At 40.8% G+C, this 16962-nt stretch carries 14 protein-coding genes; all 14 read right to left on the bottom strand.

Annotation, left to right across the window (positions count from 1 at the left end):
- Window positions 1-29: 29 nt before the first annotated feature.
- Window positions 30-1097, bottom strand: a complete 1068-nt coding sequence (locus J2X69_RS13845) for a glycosyltransferase family 4 protein (RefSeq protein WP_310104246.1) — start codon at window positions 1095-1097, stop codon at window positions 30-32.
- The gene (locus J2X69_RS13840) at window positions 1060-2220 is read right to left on the bottom strand and encodes a hypothetical protein (protein ID WP_310104242.1); all 1161 of its coding nucleotides are present in this window, start codon (window positions 2218-2220) and stop codon (window positions 1060-1062) included. The genes J2X69_RS13845 and J2X69_RS13840 overlap by 38 nt, the downstream gene beginning before the upstream one ends.
- Complete coding sequence (locus tag J2X69_RS13835; RefSeq protein ID WP_310104239.1) at window positions 2213-3496, bottom strand: glycosyltransferase; 1284 nt, start codon at window positions 3494-3496, stop codon at window positions 2213-2215. The genes J2X69_RS13840 and J2X69_RS13835 overlap by 8 nt, the downstream gene beginning before the upstream one ends.
- Complete coding sequence (locus J2X69_RS13830; protein WP_310104237.1) at window positions 3493-4740, bottom strand: glycosyltransferase; 1248 nt, start codon at window positions 4738-4740, stop codon at window positions 3493-3495. The genes J2X69_RS13835 and J2X69_RS13830 overlap by 4 nt, the downstream gene beginning before the upstream one ends.
- Entirely contained in the window at window positions 4737-5849 is a 1113-nt protein-coding gene (locus J2X69_RS13825; RefSeq protein ID WP_310104234.1) for a glycosyltransferase, read from the bottom strand. Before J2X69_RS13825 ends, J2X69_RS13830 begins: the two co-directional genes overlap by 4 nt.
- 10 nt (window positions 5850-5859) lie before the next feature.
- Window positions 5860-7326 carry a polysaccharide biosynthesis C-terminal domain-containing protein gene (locus tag J2X69_RS13820; RefSeq protein WP_310104231.1) on the bottom strand — a complete coding sequence of 489 codons (1467 nt, stop codon included), beginning with the start codon at window positions 7324-7326 and terminating at the stop codon, window positions 5860-5862.
- Window positions 7326-8468 (bottom strand): TDP-N-acetylfucosamine:lipid II N-acetylfucosaminyltransferase, encoded by a 1143-nt coding sequence (locus tag J2X69_RS13815; protein WP_310104229.1) that lies wholly within the window; start codon window positions 8466-8468, stop codon window positions 7326-7328. Before J2X69_RS13815 ends, J2X69_RS13820 begins: the two co-directional genes overlap by 1 nt.
- On the bottom strand, window positions 8458-9609 hold the full coding sequence (rffA, locus tag J2X69_RS13810; protein WP_310104226.1) for a dTDP-4-amino-4,6-dideoxygalactose transaminase: 1152 nt from the start codon (window positions 9607-9609) through the stop codon (window positions 8458-8460). Before rffA ends, J2X69_RS13815 begins: the two co-directional genes overlap by 11 nt.
- 107 nt (window positions 9610-9716) lie before the next feature.
- Window positions 9717-10691, bottom strand: coding sequence for a Gfo/Idh/MocA family oxidoreductase (locus J2X69_RS13805; protein ID WP_310104223.1), 975 nt, complete (start codon window positions 10689-10691; stop codon window positions 9717-9719).
- A gap of 2 nt (window positions 10692-10693) precedes the next feature.
- Window positions 10694-11266 carry an acyltransferase gene (locus tag J2X69_RS13800; RefSeq protein WP_310104221.1) on the bottom strand — a complete coding sequence of 191 codons (573 nt, stop codon included), beginning with the start codon at window positions 11264-11266 and terminating at the stop codon, window positions 10694-10696.
- The gene (locus tag J2X69_RS13795) at window positions 11263-12390 is read right to left on the bottom strand and encodes a DegT/DnrJ/EryC1/StrS family aminotransferase (RefSeq protein ID WP_310104219.1); all 1128 of its coding nucleotides are present in this window, start codon (window positions 12388-12390) and stop codon (window positions 11263-11265) included. The genes J2X69_RS13800 and J2X69_RS13795 overlap by 4 nt, the downstream gene beginning before the upstream one ends.
- 8 nt (window positions 12391-12398) lie before the next feature.
- Window positions 12399-13490, bottom strand: coding sequence for a GNVR domain-containing protein (locus tag J2X69_RS13790; RefSeq protein ID WP_310104216.1), 1092 nt, complete (start codon window positions 13488-13490; stop codon window positions 12399-12401).
- A 46-nt stretch (window positions 13491-13536) separates the two neighbouring features.
- The gene (locus J2X69_RS13785; RefSeq protein WP_310104214.1) at window positions 13537-14154 is read right to left on the bottom strand and encodes a DapH/DapD/GlmU-related protein; all 618 of its coding nucleotides are present in this window, start codon (window positions 14152-14154) and stop codon (window positions 13537-13539) included.
- A 126-nt stretch (window positions 14155-14280) separates the two neighbouring features.
- Window positions 14281-16848 (bottom strand): SLBB domain-containing protein, encoded by a 2568-nt coding sequence (locus J2X69_RS13780; protein WP_409014422.1) that lies wholly within the window; start codon window positions 16846-16848, stop codon window positions 14281-14283.
- Between the last annotated feature and the right edge of the window lie 114 nt (window positions 16849-16962).

Below are 16962 nucleotides of genomic sequence, written 5' to 3'. Positions count from 1 at the left end.
TTCCCGTAGGCACGGGATCATGCTTGATTTCACGATGCAAACAATTCAGAGATTTTTGCGCCAAAATTCTCTCTGGAAAAATAAGCTCTTTTAAGCATGGCTCCCCGGCTTAATTCCCCCCAATAGATCTGATCATTTGCCATTTTATTAATTTCCGCAGCTATCCTATCCAAATCTGTATAGTTGAGCTGAAAGCCATTAATTCCGTTTTCCACTAATTCCGTAACTCCGCCTTTTGTAGGTACAATAGCCGGTAGTCCATAATACATTCCTTCCAGAATAGTCATCCCAAACGTCTCTACACAGTCTTCAGGATGAGTCAGATTTATAATCAGAGAAGCCCGCCTGAAAAATGGATGAACATCGCTTTGAACGGGGTAAACCTGAAAATTGGAAGGCAAAGACTCAGACAGTATAAACCGGTTCACTTGAGTGATTTCGTCACTGAGTACCAGAGTAAATCTTACCTCCGGCAGGCTCCTAGCCAGCACAACAAACTCCGCCACGCCCTTATAAGGACGCAGAGAGGCGAGCATCAGCACTTCAAAACCGGTGATTGTTCTCTGCTTATCCCCTGCCCTCTCCTCAAAATCCTTAGTCACACAATTGTAAATCACCTCACTTTTTATTCCCTTATTGCTGAGATTGTCTCTCAAATAAGTAGATACTGCCAATACCTCTGTGGAGAAATTGCGCACAACCCAAAACAAAAAATTACTCAGAAGTTTGGGACTGACCTCATTTTCATGCACATGGGTGATTACTCTTTTCCCCAACAATCTGCCCATTAGAATTGCTCCAAACGGTAGAATAGTATTTACATAATAGATTTTATCCTCCTTCTTATTTTCCAACAATAACCTGATCGCAAGTAAAAACTGACTAAAAAAGAAGGCGAAAAGCGTAAGTAATCTATGCTCGGATCTTTTATAGAAATTACTTCTACTCTCAAATGCAGATAAAAACCCTTTCGTTCTGCTTGTATAGAGTTTCACCTCATAGTCATCCTCCAGCGCCCTATTTATCACGCTGGAAAGAATCTGCGGGCTCCCCGTAAAATTATTCAGTAGATGAAAAAATATTATTTTTTGCTTCACCAGGTGATTTTGAATATAAAATTATGAGAAAGATGCTGATCATCAGATAGAGTGTGGTAGCATAAAACTCATGCGTAAACTGCTGGGCTATAATGAAAATATAAAAAAACATGGCTGCATAGAATATTTTATTCCTGACAAATAGCATAACTGAGACTAGCATCACAGCAATCAAATAGGCTATGTATCCAATAAACCCATAGGTGTATACCAATACCGATGTTCCATTTTCTATGTATCCTGTCCGGTACTTTGTCGTTCTGGCTATCACATCACCTACTATGTTGTTGCCATGCCCAAAGAGGTAATGCATCCAGCCGGAATGATCAAAGAAAGAGATTCGAAACGCCTGAAGTAAATCAGCCCGGGAGCTGATTGTACTTACATTGAACAGTAGCTTATTGATAAACTCAAAATAGTATAGGTAGAACAATACTGCGCATACTACAGTAAAAACAAATATTTTTCGGTGTTTGAAAAAAAGTATCAGGTAGAAAATGACAACTGTATTTCTATTGAAAGTGAGAATCAGCCCAAGAATAACAACACAAAATGCGATAGAGTCCAGCTTTCCGTTTTGCCCATTTTCTTTTTTCCAATAATAAATTAAAAACCAGCTTATCAGAAGGGTGCCGTATGATTGTACTGTAGTGGTAAAGCCCTTCGCAGCGTGTAGAAACGGCAATCCCTTATCATACATCTGATGGACATAGGAGTTCATCCCGATCAGGTAACTGCTAAATACCAATACAATGCCCAGCACAATATGAATAAATAGTGCCCAGTACACTATAGTCAGAAATTCTTTATGGGAAGAAACCAGCCCCGCAAAAAACAACCCAATCACCGGAAAAAAAATGATTAACGAAGAATCGGGAAGATTTAGTAAAAAAGGAAGGAAACAGTAGGCAGCAAAGCCAATTATCGGAAATAAAAGATTTTTGGAAAGTGGTGTGTTTTGAACCACCTGATGGAACAGTAACATGACTATTACACCCAACATCGCCACCTTATCCAAAGGCAAGCTGATCAATTGGGAACAGGAAACTAAAAAAACGGATAAAACCAATCCTACTTTTCCAATTGCCCTGGTGGAAAGAATAGCCAACGGAGAACTACTCACCCAAAACCTCCTTAATCTTTTGCAGCTGACTGAATCTGGAATATTTTCCGATTTTAGACTTGGACAGCTCTTTCAATGCTTCAATTCTTCCTGTTTCGTAATCGTCTCTAAGACGTTTGATCTGTTCAAAACATTCTTCTACAGAATTTGCGATGAAGCCTAATCCAACGTCAGTGACCATTTGCTCCATTATGTCACCGTCTGATGGACAAAGAAGCACAGGCTTGCCCAATGCCATGTATTCATAGAGTTTACTACTGGGGATGCCTTTCATATTCCCATATGCCATGGCCAGAAAAGCATGGGATTTCTGCAGCTCGACCAATGCGTCCACTCTTGGAAGTCTATCTGTGACATTTACATATTGCTTCAGTCCCGAAGGTACCATTTCATCAATTCTTATTTTCTCTTTGACATCATATCCTGCCCCCAGGAATAAAAGTCTAAAAGGTATTCCTGCATTTTTGGCCAATTGCAAGGCACCAAGGATTACAGCTATATCTTGTGCAGGATACAAAACACCACTGTAGACAATCGTAAATTCGGCAAACAAAGGCTGGGGTTTGAGTTCAAGTAATTCTTCTTCAAAACCGTTTTCAATAGTAATGCCTTTGTTTCCAAGAAATCCTGCAATTCGATCCGTATATACCTTACTTACTGAACTAATTGCACTGGCTGTCCCTACCCACTTCTTTTCATACCCTGACTCCACTTTCGCAATCCATTTCCTCACTCCACTCCCACGCCTAAGCACCTGTAGTTCATTTGTACTCCAGTCATCTCTATAATCCGCTATCCATTTTAACCCCACTTCTTTTTTGAGAAAGTATCCTATTCTAAAAAGATAGAAAGGTTCGCCCGATATAATGGACGTGTCAAAACTCTTTTCATTGACCAGCTTGTTAATGAAAGGAAGGAAGTTTGCAAAAGATGTGTATCTGAGTGTAAATCGAACCAGAAACACGTCAAGAAGTTTGACCATCAAGAAGAAAGGACGCAATGCAGATTCGCCAAAGCGAAGGTAGGCCTTATCTAATATGCCTGGCCGAAATGGAAGGTAATAAACTTCATATGAATCAAAAACCTCATGTCGTATCCTATCCCCCAGCTCCTGCTTTATATCTCTATGTGAACGGGTTTCAGCAGACCACTCCCTCGTCACGACTGTGGGATAATATCCCAATTGATGCATGTTTTTGGCCCAAAAAGTAATACGCTGAGAGGGAGTCAGCGTACAAGGGGTAAAGTAATTTGTAATGAGAAGTATTTTCTTCATTCGGTGTATTTTGCCATGGAAAAGGTATAGTTCTCCAAGTGCTTAGCGACTTGCCCATGATTATGCTCAGATGAATAATTCTGTGACCAAAATCCCCTAACCCCTTCTCTAAAACTCCTATTCCTGCTAATACCGCTCAGCAAAAATTGATCGAGTTGAGTTGCAATTTCTTCTACAGAAAGCCCATCCGGTATCAGCAATCCTGTCTCGTTAGTCACTATTTCAGGAATTCCTCCAACTGAATTGGCAAAAACCGGTATACCGAATGAAATCGCCTCCATTATAGAAACAGGAATTCCTTCCGTAGAACTTAAATTGATGAATAGATCTACATGCTGAGCCGTATAAAAAGACTGCAAATCCTCATTCTTCACTCTGCCCTTCCATAGGATTTCCAGATTATCCCGAAGCGCGGGCAGCGTATTTTTCAATCCACTAATGGATGAATCCTCTCCGCCAAAATGAGTCCAGCAGACAGGCACTTTACAGCTGTTTAGAACTTCTGCGATGAGGCCTACTCTTTTCAAGGAAATCAAACTGGAACAAGAGACAAGTTGAAATATTCCAGGAAAATCTGAAGTTGGCCCCATGCCATTATCCTCAACTCCCAATCTAAACAGTTTCATTTTGGGCGAATATTCAGGATAATGAGCCGAAGCATATTTTTTCCCATGTTCGGAAATAAAAATGAGTGACTTGGATTCCCCGTACACAGTTTGCCGAAATGCCACTGTACCAGCTTGCTGCCTTTCATTGTAGAGATCACCGCCATGGCTTCTTACCACTAAGTTTATTTCGGGATTCTCCTTACCCAACAATGCTGCAGCAAATGCATTGGTGTCCATCCAATATGAATAGAGAACAAAATCTCCCGATGTATCAAGCTCTTTGGCTATGGTGGATTTGATCTGCAGCGCGTAAGGGATATGGTAAGTGTAGTACTTCAATAACTTCCAATTCCAACCTGATTTTTTCAGCTCAGACCTCAAAATACCGGCAGTCTGAAAAAAATTACCCAGCAAAGAGCCCACGATATCTTTCACTGTTGCCGGATTTTTTACTATCCGGACTTGAGTATTGTCTCCGGTCATCCTCCTCTGCGAATAATCTCTAACCGCAGTCGGCAAGATAATTACACGGTCAAAAGCCTGCTCTAGAAACTTCAACTCAGTGGCAAGGAACTCTTCGCCTGACTCAAAAGGATATTTTTGGGTTAATAAGATTAGATTCCGCCCCTGATTCAATCTTCTATGGTGTTTAGTATTTCTTTGATTTTCACAGAAAAATCCAAATTCTCCCATGCATAATTTCTGATCTCATTAGGCGTGCATGTCAGATATTTTGAATCAAATTCTCTGAAGAAATCAGTGAGGTCATTCCGGTTTTCCCGGTTAGGAAGCTGTATTCTAAACTTTGTTTCTCGTGGAAAATCAGGATCATCTCCTACCACAATAAATGGAATGCCCACAGCGCAATATTCTCTCGACTTCAGTTCGGAAGCAGACTGTAATTTTTTGCGAAATAGTGCCAAAGATCCTACTGCCATGTGAGCACTTTCGTATTCACGGTAAAGATCATCCCCTTCCAAAAAACCTAAAAAACTGATATACTGCTGTAAATCCAAGTCCTCTGCCAACGCTTGCAGACTGGAGAAACATGCTCCTTTTCCTACGACTTTCAAGTAAACTTTTAATCCATTTTCCTCTGCATTGAAAGTAGAAATGGCATGGATCAACCGGTCCACTCCGTGCCAGTAGTTCAGCGATGCCACGCAGATCAATTTCAGGCTAGTTCCATCAAAATGAGGGGCTTCTTTTCTTTCCGGTACTGAGGCCACTTGAATTCCATTTCCAATATAAGATGTTCGCCTTCTGTTGCCCATTGAAAACCAAAGACCTTCTTTTGCATACTGCAATATCCTGGAGACGAACCAAAAAGGTATAGATCCCGGGAGAAGTAGATATGTCAGATCTTTTATCTTTCGTATCAACCCTGTATTGCCATCTGCCAACTCTCTAACCGCCACCGCGTTTGGAGTGGGAACATCAAGTATTATCTTTTTGCCCCGGGCTCTAGCCCTTATAAAGGCTGGAATTAAAGAAAAATTGTACTGACAAAGACTCCGGATTATTAAAATATCTGCATCCGAATGATCGATTTCCTCCACAAACTTCTTTAAAAACCCATGCTTAGGAGCTAGGAGTTTTAATTTTGCCGAATGCCCTGCTTGCTTAGCTCCTGCTACAGTGCCCAGCATCTTTTTGAACACCCCCGGACTTTGATTTTTATCTAAAGAAGCCAGATAGGTTATGTTTTTCACATGCATATCTGTACTTATCTGACTGACCACCATACAAGCAATATCATACTTTGGCAAACCTGTTGCTCACCAATCTTTTCAAGAACAAGAATTCCCGTTGAAAAAGTAGAATTGACACAAATAAGAATACCCCAAAGGTGCAAACTTTGATCAGTACTCCCTGAATCACAGATACTCCGTTTGAGAAGTAATATCCTAGAAATGCTACCGAAAATAAAAGAAGCATATAGGAAAACGACCGTAGAAAATCATAGGGAATAGCGTATGTTTTCTGAGAGAAATAAAAGACGAAAACAGGCGTAAGGAGTTGGGAAACACAAACTGCAACTGCCGCCCCATAAACTCCATAAATGGGAATAAGGTAAACGTTCAGCAAGATTAGGATAATCGAGGAAAACGAATAAACAATACCAAGTGGAGCCGTTTTTTTACTAATAGCAGATCCCAAATCCGCAATATTTGTGAGCCCGGCAAACAAGCTGCTAAATACCAAAATGCTTGCGATGTTTGCAGCATCGTAGTATTTCGGAGTAGCGACAATCATCAGCGCCTCTAATGAAAATAATGAAGCCAATAAGGTTAACGACCCTATTGATAAGAGGTATGCAAGAAGTATTTTGCCATAAGTTTCTTTAGCATTTTCCTGATGAATAATAGAAAAAGCAAACGGTGACCAAGCTTGCTGGAACGCATTGACCACTATTCCGCTAAAGCCAGCGATGGCGAAAGCTATTTGGAATAGCCCCAATTCTTCATTAGACACCTTCCCGTTTAAGAAAAACACGGCTGATAAATTGATAATCCATATAGATAGACTGGCAGGAAGAAAAGGGAGACTATACTTTATCATTTTCACTAAGAGCGGGAAATCAGACAATTTAATCTGTCCAAGCCAACGCTTCAAATAGTACATGGATAATGGAAGCATAAATGCAAATGCTACCAGCCTTGCGGTGAAGGCCCCCTTCAGCCCCTGATCCAGGATTAAAACAAAAATCACATTGGCAATGATCAAAAACAGAGCTTGCAAAAAGGTGAGTAAAACTGTGCTTTTAGGCTTTTTCTCGAATCTCAGCACTTTGGTGGCTACCACGGTAGCTACGGATACCGGAAGTGAAAATGCTAGAATTTGGATATACTGTATGGATTCTTCGGAATTGTATACAATAAACTGAGACCAGTATGCAGCTGTGAAAAAGAAAAATGCAGCGAAAATAAATGATATCAATAAATAGAACCAAAACCAGGTGCTTATGATTTTTTTCCTGTATCCATAGTCCTCAGTATCGTAAAACCAACGGGCAGTAGAATTATCCAAGCACAATATTAAAAGTAAGGCAATAAGTGAATAGGCATTATTCACTAATCCAAAAACTCCGTAATCATCAGGGGTGTATACTCTGGTGTAGAGCGGAGTAAGCAATACTCCCATTACTCGGGTGGCAATACCGGCAAGTCCATAGATCATGCTGTCGGATGCCAGATTTTTGATGTTTTTGAGTACGGTCATCAGGCGATGTATAGATCACGGTAGTAATCCCGGATCTTCTCCTCCTTAAAAAGCAAGCTGATTATTGCCCGATTTGATTCTACTTCCTCAGCAGAAAGGGGATTCAACAAGTCATCCTGTGTCACCTTACTGTAGTCAAAAACAATGATGTTATTGCTGGTTAATTCTATATAAACCGGATTTTCAGGGTTTAAGAAAACCTTTACTCCCATAAAAATAAGTCCCAAAATATTGCCAAATGCCTGCTGGATCTTATGGTTGAATATAGCAATAGAGACTTCTGATAGTTTGTTGTAATAGATCTCCCTAGGGATAAAATCTTCCAGCGTCTCGAAATTATCTCCAAAACACTCATTACCCATGGATTTCACAGCCGATATATAGGATGGGTCGCCGTAAGACAATGGACTGAAGATTTTTACTCCATTTTTAGGCAGAAGATTATGGATTTGATGATATACGTCCAAGTGATTATTCTCAGGTGAACCGGAGTGCCCCACCATTATTTTATTCCCCAGCACGGGTTTCTTTCTCAGATATTCTTCCGAAAACATCTCCTCCAAAGACAAGAAAGCAAATCGAATCCACTTTGCTTTTACCCCTAATACTGATTCAGCTTCCATCACGTCTTTTTCGAAAATCGACGCTACATAATCAAAATTGGCAAATGACTTCTCAAAACTGTACTTATTGGGTTTCCCTAAAGCTTGCAACAGACGATGATGAACAGATTTTTTCCATGCCTGAACAAGTTTCTTGGATGGCAATACGGCCAGTGTTCTGGAAGTGTAGGCTTTGGAAGAAAAACTGGGATGCTTATACAGATCTCCGCTCCATATAATCCAGATAAGTTTTGCTTGGATCAACTCGGATTTTCTACGGCTTAAAAAATGCCCAATGAAAGGAGTGTGATAATTTACTATTACGCGTTTGAAGCTACCAAGATGAGCTATTCCGGTATTATTCTTCAAATTCCAATTCTCTACCACCGAAATGCCCGAATTGATGAATCTCGTAGTCTTGGATAGGTCCTCCACTACTACCAAGTATTTGTTGAGGCCGGGAAACAATCCCTCTGATCTATTGATTATCCATTCGGTATATGGAGAATCCGGGAGAAACACGAGGTTTTCAGCTATCATATTCTTCTAATATGTTCAGTAAATTTTGGCTTATATAGTCTACCTGTTCTAACGTCAAATCAATAAAGAATGGCATACGAATCAGTGTTTCTGAGTAGTGATCAGTCCAAGGCAGCTCCCTTCCATCGTGGCACCTCTTATAAAATTCACTTTTGTGAAGGCTGAGGTAATGAAATACTGCCATAATCCCGGATTCTTTCATCCTCTGGATGATAAAATCCCGCTGCAAGGCATCCTTCGCTATGATATAATACATGTGGGCATTGTTCTCCGCATAGCCGGGAATTTCAGGAGTCCTTATTCCGAATAATTTCAATTTGGCTTCAAAATGGGAATTGTACCTATTCCAAATTTTAATCCGTTTTTCCTGAATTTCTTGCAAGTGTTCCAATTGGGCCCAAAGAAAGGCAGAGGTAATCTCAGATGGAAGGAAAGATGAGCCTATATCCACCCAGCCGTATTTGTTAATTTCTCCTCTGAAAAACGAAGCTCTGTTGGTTCCTTTTTCCCAAATAATCTCAGCCCTATTGATAAATTGCCTATCATTAATAGCCAATAGGCCACCTTCTCCGGATGAAATATTTTTTGTTTCGTGGAATGAAAATGCCGCTAAATGACCTATTGATCCTAAAGGCATTTTCTGCCCATTTCTAGAAGTATAGCAGGAGTCTATTGCTTGTGCGGCATCTTCTATCACAAATAGATTATATGCTAAAGCTAAATCCATAATCACATCCATATCACAGGCAACTCCGGCATAATGCACAGGAACTATAGCTTTGGTTTTGGAGGTAATCAGAGATTCCAGTTTATTTTCATCCAATCCAGGATGGTTGGGTTTACTGTCTACAAACACAATTTTGGCTCCTCTCAAAACAAACGCATTAGCTGTAGAAACAAAGGTGTAGCTAGGCATAATCACCTCATCCCCAGGCTCTATACCTATAAGAATGGCAGCCATTTCCAAAGCATCTGTGCAGGAAGTGGTAAGCAGTGTTTTTTCTATCTGATATTTTTCCTCGAAATAAGTTTGGGCCAATCGCGTATACTTCCCGTTACCCGAGAGTTTACCTGAAGCTACAGCATCTTCAATATAAGCCAGTTCTTTGCCTGTAATGAACGGCTTGTTAAATGGAATCATTAAGTTATTGAGGAATTATACCTGTAAATATTACTTTTCCGAACGTTATTGACTGATAATCAACAGTCTTCTGTCAGAGCTCACAACCCACTCTGCTTCGATTCATGTTAACCTATGCCCGCCGAAAATGGATGCTTTGCCAAAGGACTTATTGCCAGAGGATGATAATCCCCTTTTAATCCAATAGGCTCCATATATCTGATATCGTGAACAATCTCAATACTTGGTCTTGCTTCATCCAATCCGAATCCATTTCCATCCAAAATATGCTGATAACTATGTGTATGTAATTCCGTGAATCCATCTGAGAATTCTATCTCGTTTCCTTCCATTGTAAGGGATCTGTAGGTTCTTCCACCCCTGGCTTTGACAGCATCCGGCAAGGTATCGGCATTGATGCTTAAGAACCAGCGAACGCGTGCCCGCTCCAACTCAAAATAGCCTGAAGCTCTATCGTGTGTATGGACATGTACCACGTTTTTCTTTACCGCTCCAAAAACCCATGTGAGCATATCGTAAAAGTGAACACCTATATTGGTAGCTATTCCTCCGGATTTGCTCACATCTCCCTTCCAGGAAGTGTAGTACCAATGGCCTCTAGAAGTAATATATGCCAAATCAATGTCATAAATTTTACCTTTTGGTCCCTCCTCTATCTTTTTCTTGAGTGCTATTATAGAAGGATGTAACCTGAGCTGAAGAATATTAAAGACTCTTACTCCATGCTCTTTTTCTACACCCGATAATGCATCGATATTCCAAGGGTTTAGAACCAAAGGCTTTTCACAAATCACATTAGCTCCTACCCTTAATCCGAAACGGATGTGCGAATCATGAAGGTAATTGGGAGAGCAAATACTCACGTAATCAATAGGATTATCCGTCCGCTTCAGTTTCTCTACATGCCTGTCAAATCGCTCAAATTCGGTAAAAAAGTCAGCCTCAGGAAAATGACTATCCATTACCCCTACGCTATCAAATTTGTCATACGCTGCCAAAAGTCCATTTCCGGTGTCCTTGATCGCCTTCATGTGTCTGGGCGCGATGTATCCCGCAGCACCTATTAATGCAAAATTCTTCATACTTAAAACTTGGTTACTTGGTTATTTTGGAGCAAATAGCGATCGCCTGTTTCCTTGCATTCGGCTTCGCCTTGCTCATTAAAGATTAATTTGGATCCAAATTCACTCATCCACCCAACTTGCCTGGCAGGGTTTCCCACCATCAAGGCGTATGCAGGTACATCTTTGGTAATAACTGATCCTGCTCCGATAAATGCAAACTCTCCGATATCATGCCCACATACAATCGTTGCATTGGCTCCTATGCTGGCTCCTTTTCCAACATACGTCTTGGCATATTCTGATTTTCGGTTTACTGCACTTCTTGGGTTGATTACATTGGTGAACACCATAGAAGGACCTAAAAACACGTCGTCTCCACAGGTCACTCCTGTATAGATGGAAACATTATTCTGCACTTTTACATTGTTTCCAAGCACAACTTCGGGTGACACTACAACATTCTGCCCGAGGTTACAGCGCTCGCCAATTCTACAATTCGGCATGATATGAGAGAAATGCCAAATTTTCGTGCCTGCCCCTATTACACATCCTTCATCTATGTAGGCACTTTCATGTGCAAAATATTCTTTCATTCAAAAAACGATTTTATCATTTCAATAATATATTCTTGATCCTCTATTTTCATTTCTGTGTGAATAGGAAGTGAAAGCACTTTCCTGCAAAGCGATTCGGCCACAGGGAAGTCTCCACTCTTAAATCCTAAATTCATATAGGCTTCCTGCTGATGTAGTGCAACCGGATAATAAACCATAGAAGGAACGCCTTTAGCGGATAAATATTCTTTCAAGTCATCTCTACCCGCTCCTTCAACTTGTACGGTGTACTGGTGAAATGCATGGGTGGAATAGGATGATCTTACCGGGATTTTTATAGTATCATGCCCTTCAAATGCCCGGTCATATGTATTTGCTACTTCATTTCGCGAAGCTGAATAGCGATCCAAGTGCTTGAGTTTTACATTCAGGATAGCAGCTTGTAGAGTATCCAACCTTGAGTTTACTCCGACAATATGGTGGTGGTATTTCTTTTTTTGACCGTGATTGGCAATCATTCTCAGCTTTTCGGCCAAATTTTCATCATTGGTAAACATGGCACCTCCATCTCCGTAACAGCCCAGATTCTTGGAAGGGAAGAATGAGGTAGTACCTACATCCCCCATTGTTCCTGCCTGTCTTGTTCTACCATCCGAAAAAGTGTATTTCGCACCGATTGCCTGGGCAGTGTCTTCAATCACTTTCAAATTATGCTTCCCTGCAAAGGCCAAAATCTCTTCCATATTAGAACATTGTCCATACAAGTGAACCGGTACGATCCCTACCGTTTTAGAGGTCAGTTTTGATTCCAGTTGGGAGATATCGAGTTCATAGGTCTCTGCTACCACATCTATAAATACCGGCTTCAACCCCAATAACGCAATTACCTCTGCTGTCGCTACATAAGTAAAAGCCGGAACAATGACTTCCTGTCCGGGCTGAAAACCCAGACCCATCATGGCTATCTGAAGGGCATCGGTTCCATTGCCACAGGTGATCACATACTTAGCTCCTGTATATTCAGCCAGTGCTGTGGAAAATTCTCTTACTTGAGAGCCATTGATAAATGAAGAAGTATCAATCACCCCTTGAATGGCCTGATCTACCTCGTCCTTTATCAAATCATATTGGGACTTTAAGTCCACCATCTGAATCGTACGCATAATTAGAATTACTTGATATAGAGAGAAAGCAATATTCTGTAGGTGGAATACAAAACGCCAAAGAAAAATCCCAGAAATAAACTAAAAACAATAATTAAAGGCTTATTTGGCTTACTTGGTCCCAAAGGAATACTAGCCTGATCCAAAACCGTGAAGATCGGTGTGTCTTTTTTGAGCTGAATTGTAGCTTGCTCCAATTCTTGCTTCATCGAGTTGAAAACATTAAAGGCAATATTAAACTCAAAATCCAACTGCTCCTCTTTTGCCATTGCCTTTCTCGAAACAATGCCCTGGTTCGAGTCTCTGTAAGAAGCAAGTTTCATCTGTGCTTGTTGAAATTTATTTTCAGCCTCTTGCACCCGCTCCTCGATAAATTCCAGATTGACCTTTTGCTTGGCAGTTTTGTAATTAGTGACGTACTGAATTAGTCTTTCAAAGACTAGCGCATTGACCTGAGCTGCAATTAAAGGCTCAGGCATAGTTACCTTTAGCTCGATCAATTTCCTCTCATCTTCAAGGAAGATCCGGTCTTTCAAGTGATTCATGGCAAAAATTTCCGAGGAAGACACTAATACATAAGGCACTATTGTAGAATCATCCGGTTCAACTTTTCCCTCTAAAGCCGGTGTTTCCTGAGAAGAAAAAAGGCCAGCAATCCTTGCCGGAATACTAAAAATAAAGTTAAAGGTTTTCTTAATAATATTCCCCGGTCTTTCTTCCGCATAATATTCCTCCAAAGTCATCTCTTTGCCTTTGGAATGGAAGAAGAATGATTCCTTAGATATCCCGATCAAAAAATCCCTACTATGAATTACATCCGGAAATAATTCCGAGTTTAAAACAGCATGTTCTCCCTGCATTTGGGGGAGGGAAATGCCTGCAAGTCCTGCAAGTGCCCCCATTTGGCCTAATTGCACGCCTTTTTCAGTTTCTTCAAGAATTACAAGAGAAGTTGAGGTGTATTCTACGGGGCTGGTGAAAGCAATCAAAACACCTAAAACAAGCCCTCCTAAAGAGAATTGAACTAACCTTTTTTTGTTTAATAGGATTTTTTGGATCAATTCTATGTAATTCATCTCCACACTTGCCTGATCACCCATTGATGTCAACTATTATAAATTTATCGAAAATTAAAATTACTCAAAATCAAAGTGAAAATTGCGTTGCAGGTATTCCTTTAACCTTACTTCCGGAAGAGAAATTTTTTGTTACTACTGCTCCGGCTCCCACCACTACCCCATCTCCCAGATTTACTCCGGGAAGAACCACCGCCCCTGCACCAATTCTACAATTGTTTCCAATCTTCACAGCACCAAGCAAAACAGCACTCGGCCCTATTTCACAGAATTCACCCAATTCACATTCATGGTGGATATTTGCTCTTGTATTGATCAAACTGCCTTTGCCTATTTTTACATTTGGTCCTATAAAACAATAGGAAAAGACATCAAAGTCAGATTCCCCCGTAATCTCTAGTTGCGCAGAATTTGATAAAATTGAAAAATTCCTGCCTCCCAATGATGTTAGCCGATTATAAAATTTCTTTCGGATTAAGGGATTGCCTACTCCTAACACAAATTGTGGATCTTGAAGAAAAAGAGAGGATAGAGAAATTCCTGTACCAGACTTTAAAAACAAGTTTTCATCAAAATCCGATTTCTCCATTGCCTCATCAAATACGAACAGATTTTCGGGTTTAAAACCCATGCCTATCAATTCAGCCTTAACCTCCAGAGAATGTCCCCCAGCTCCCGCGATTATCATTAGTATCTATTTTACTTTAGGTTTATGAATTCCAACGAGGCCGCAAAAATCTCCCAAACACCAAGGCTTCAACGTTACCCACTGCTATAGCGGTGATCGTCAAATCGGATCCGGTTTAGCTAATTACTATTGATTATTCACAATAGTTTGTACCAGAAGAGCTACTGTCGCAAGACTTGAAGCCATTCCTACCCAGGTGACTGCACTAATCCTTGTCCTTTGTGGCTTCTTAGGAACCACGATCTCCGCTCCCGGTTCCAGCGGAGGGTAGATATTTATACCCAGAAAGTTATGGGTTCTTTGAGCATCTCCATTTGCATAGACCACGTAGGTCTTTGCTCTTCTTGCATCTTCCGTAAAACCGCCGGCTTTGGAAATATAATCTTTGAGATTACTGTTTTTATCAAATCTTGAAGTGGTAGGCAAAAGAACTTCCCCCACCATCCTTACAGTCTGCAATTGTTTGGGGATTTGAATAATATCTCCTTCCAATAAGATCAAGTCATCCTCAGAACCGGGGTTTCTCATGATTTTCTCCAAATCTATTCCCACCAAATCCTGCTCCTTTATCCTTACCTTGTTTAGAGCTGAGTCAAGAGGCAAGGAATCCAATCCTGTCCCTCCTGACATCCTATCCTTTCGTGCTGCTTGTTGATTTTTCAATTGCTCTAATTCATTTTCAGCAATTTTTTGTTCTATCCGCTCAAAAAGTATGGCTTCTGCCTCATTATTTTCACGATTGGTATTCGGATTAAGGCTTGATCTTATCTCAAGCAACGTCCTTTCTCTCTCATCTTCTTCGCTGATTCCCTTGAAGTAAACTGTCCTTCTGATCAAATTGGCTCCTTTGGGGTAAGCAAATTGTGACAATCCTCCGGCACGTTTTATTACATCTGAGATCCTTTCATTTGCACTTGAAATAGCAAAGTCTCCCGGGTATATCACTTCACCTTTTAGAGTTACCAACTGTTCTTTTTCAAAACCCGGACTTCTCCTGATGAAAACATGGTCAAAAGGCAACAAATTTTGATTTTTTTCCTCCTCCGAGAGTTGAAGGTTCGGATCAATGGTTAGGGTAGTGATTTGGGCTATTTTCCCGGTATTTACATCCCGAACCCGTCTGGCAATTTCAATAGAAGAATTAGAAGCTGACTCCAGTAGTCCACCTGATCTCAAGATCAAATCACCCACCGTCATCTGTGTAGCATATGGATATGTCCCGGGGTGATTTATTTCACCTGAAATTTTCACATAGTACTCTTCTTGAATGTCATACCTGCTCTGAATAAAAAGTAAATCTTCATTTTTAAGCAAAATATCTTCCCGGGTTCCATCCATTATTCCTTTCAAATCAAGAGGTTCGGCTGCCAGAGTAAGGTCAGAACTGGTTCTATAAAGAGTCGCGCGATTTAGAAAAGCTTCCGGCTTCAATCCTTGAGCTTTAGCGATCAATCCCTTTACAGTAAGCCCCTCTTCATCCAGAGAATATTCTCCCGGACGATTGACGGCCCCCGCCGCCTGCACTCGGTTAGAAAACCGGTCCAGTGCTTCTCCGATCAAGATTTCATCGCCGTCTTTTAAAGAAAAGGAAGCAAATTCTTCAGACGCTACATCAATTATTTTCCGTTGATTATTATCTATTCTCCTGATCGTCACTCTATCTCTATAAGCTAAGCTTTGGAACCCACCTGTAAATACATATAAATCATCCAAGGTCTCTCCCTGCTTTACTTCGAAAAGTCCCTGTCTCCTTACAGGTCCCATCACTTCTACTCTGGTCTGTACAGGTTGGACAATGATGACATCATTGTCCTGAAGTGTGATATTGGAATCCTGAACTCCATTAGAAAGAAATTCATAGATATCTACAGTGGCCACCAGACGGCTGTCACGATAAACCTGCACATTTCTAAATGCCCCATTTTCATTTGGCCCACCTGCAGCATATAGCGCATTAAAAACAGTGGCAAATGATGGCAAAGTATATGATCCCGGTTTAGTCAGTTCCCCTACCATAGAGATCTTGATGGAGCGGATATTTCCCAGCCGGACTTGAAGAAAAGTGTTTGGATTAGATCCCAATAACCCGGAATAAATTCTACCAAGCGAAGACTTTAATCTTGAAATAGCTGCCTCCACCGTTGAGCCGCCGACTTGCACCGGACCTACATTCGGTACATTTATTCTTCCTTCAGGGCTTACAATCAAATCGTATGATTCCTGAGATGCGCCATAGATATCCAACAGTAATTGATCCCCTGCTCCAATTACATAAGATTGCGGGGTCGGAATACTCAAGCTTGGACTGAAATCCAATGTTTTGTTGTGAAAAAGTTTGTACCCGAATATTTTCTTTTGGAAAGGAGTCAGGTCGTAATAAGGATCCGATTTCCGAACCGAATCAAACATATCTACGTGCTCATAGCCATTAACAGACCGAGTACCGTCCAAACTGATATTGCCTGCTTCAGAGCTTGACTTCATTCTAAGCTCATTGATTCGGCTGCGGAGCTTGGCTGCTTCTATAGCCGGCATTCCCCGCTCTCTGGCTAAGGATTCTATCTGCCCAACAGAAATCCCACTCGATTCCGCACGCTTGATCAATTGCTCAATTTGAGCATCGGAAAGATCATCCACTTTGATATTCTGTATTTCCGAAAGGCTCTGACTTTGCGCAGCCAAGGCTATCACCATAAAAACTCCCAGTAACAGGTAGTTTCGGGCATTATTCAACCAAATGTAATTTTTCAATTCAAAAGTATTCGTGTTCAATTTTATATTCACAAATGTACAAGTTGCTAATTTCAG

Origin of the sequence: Algoriphagus sp. 4150 (genome assembly GCF_031457395.1) — a bacterium.
Classification (GTDB): Bacteria; Bacteroidota; Bacteroidia; order Cytophagales; family Cyclobacteriaceae; genus Algoriphagus.
This window is presented reverse-complemented; position numbering and strand designations above follow the sequence as displayed.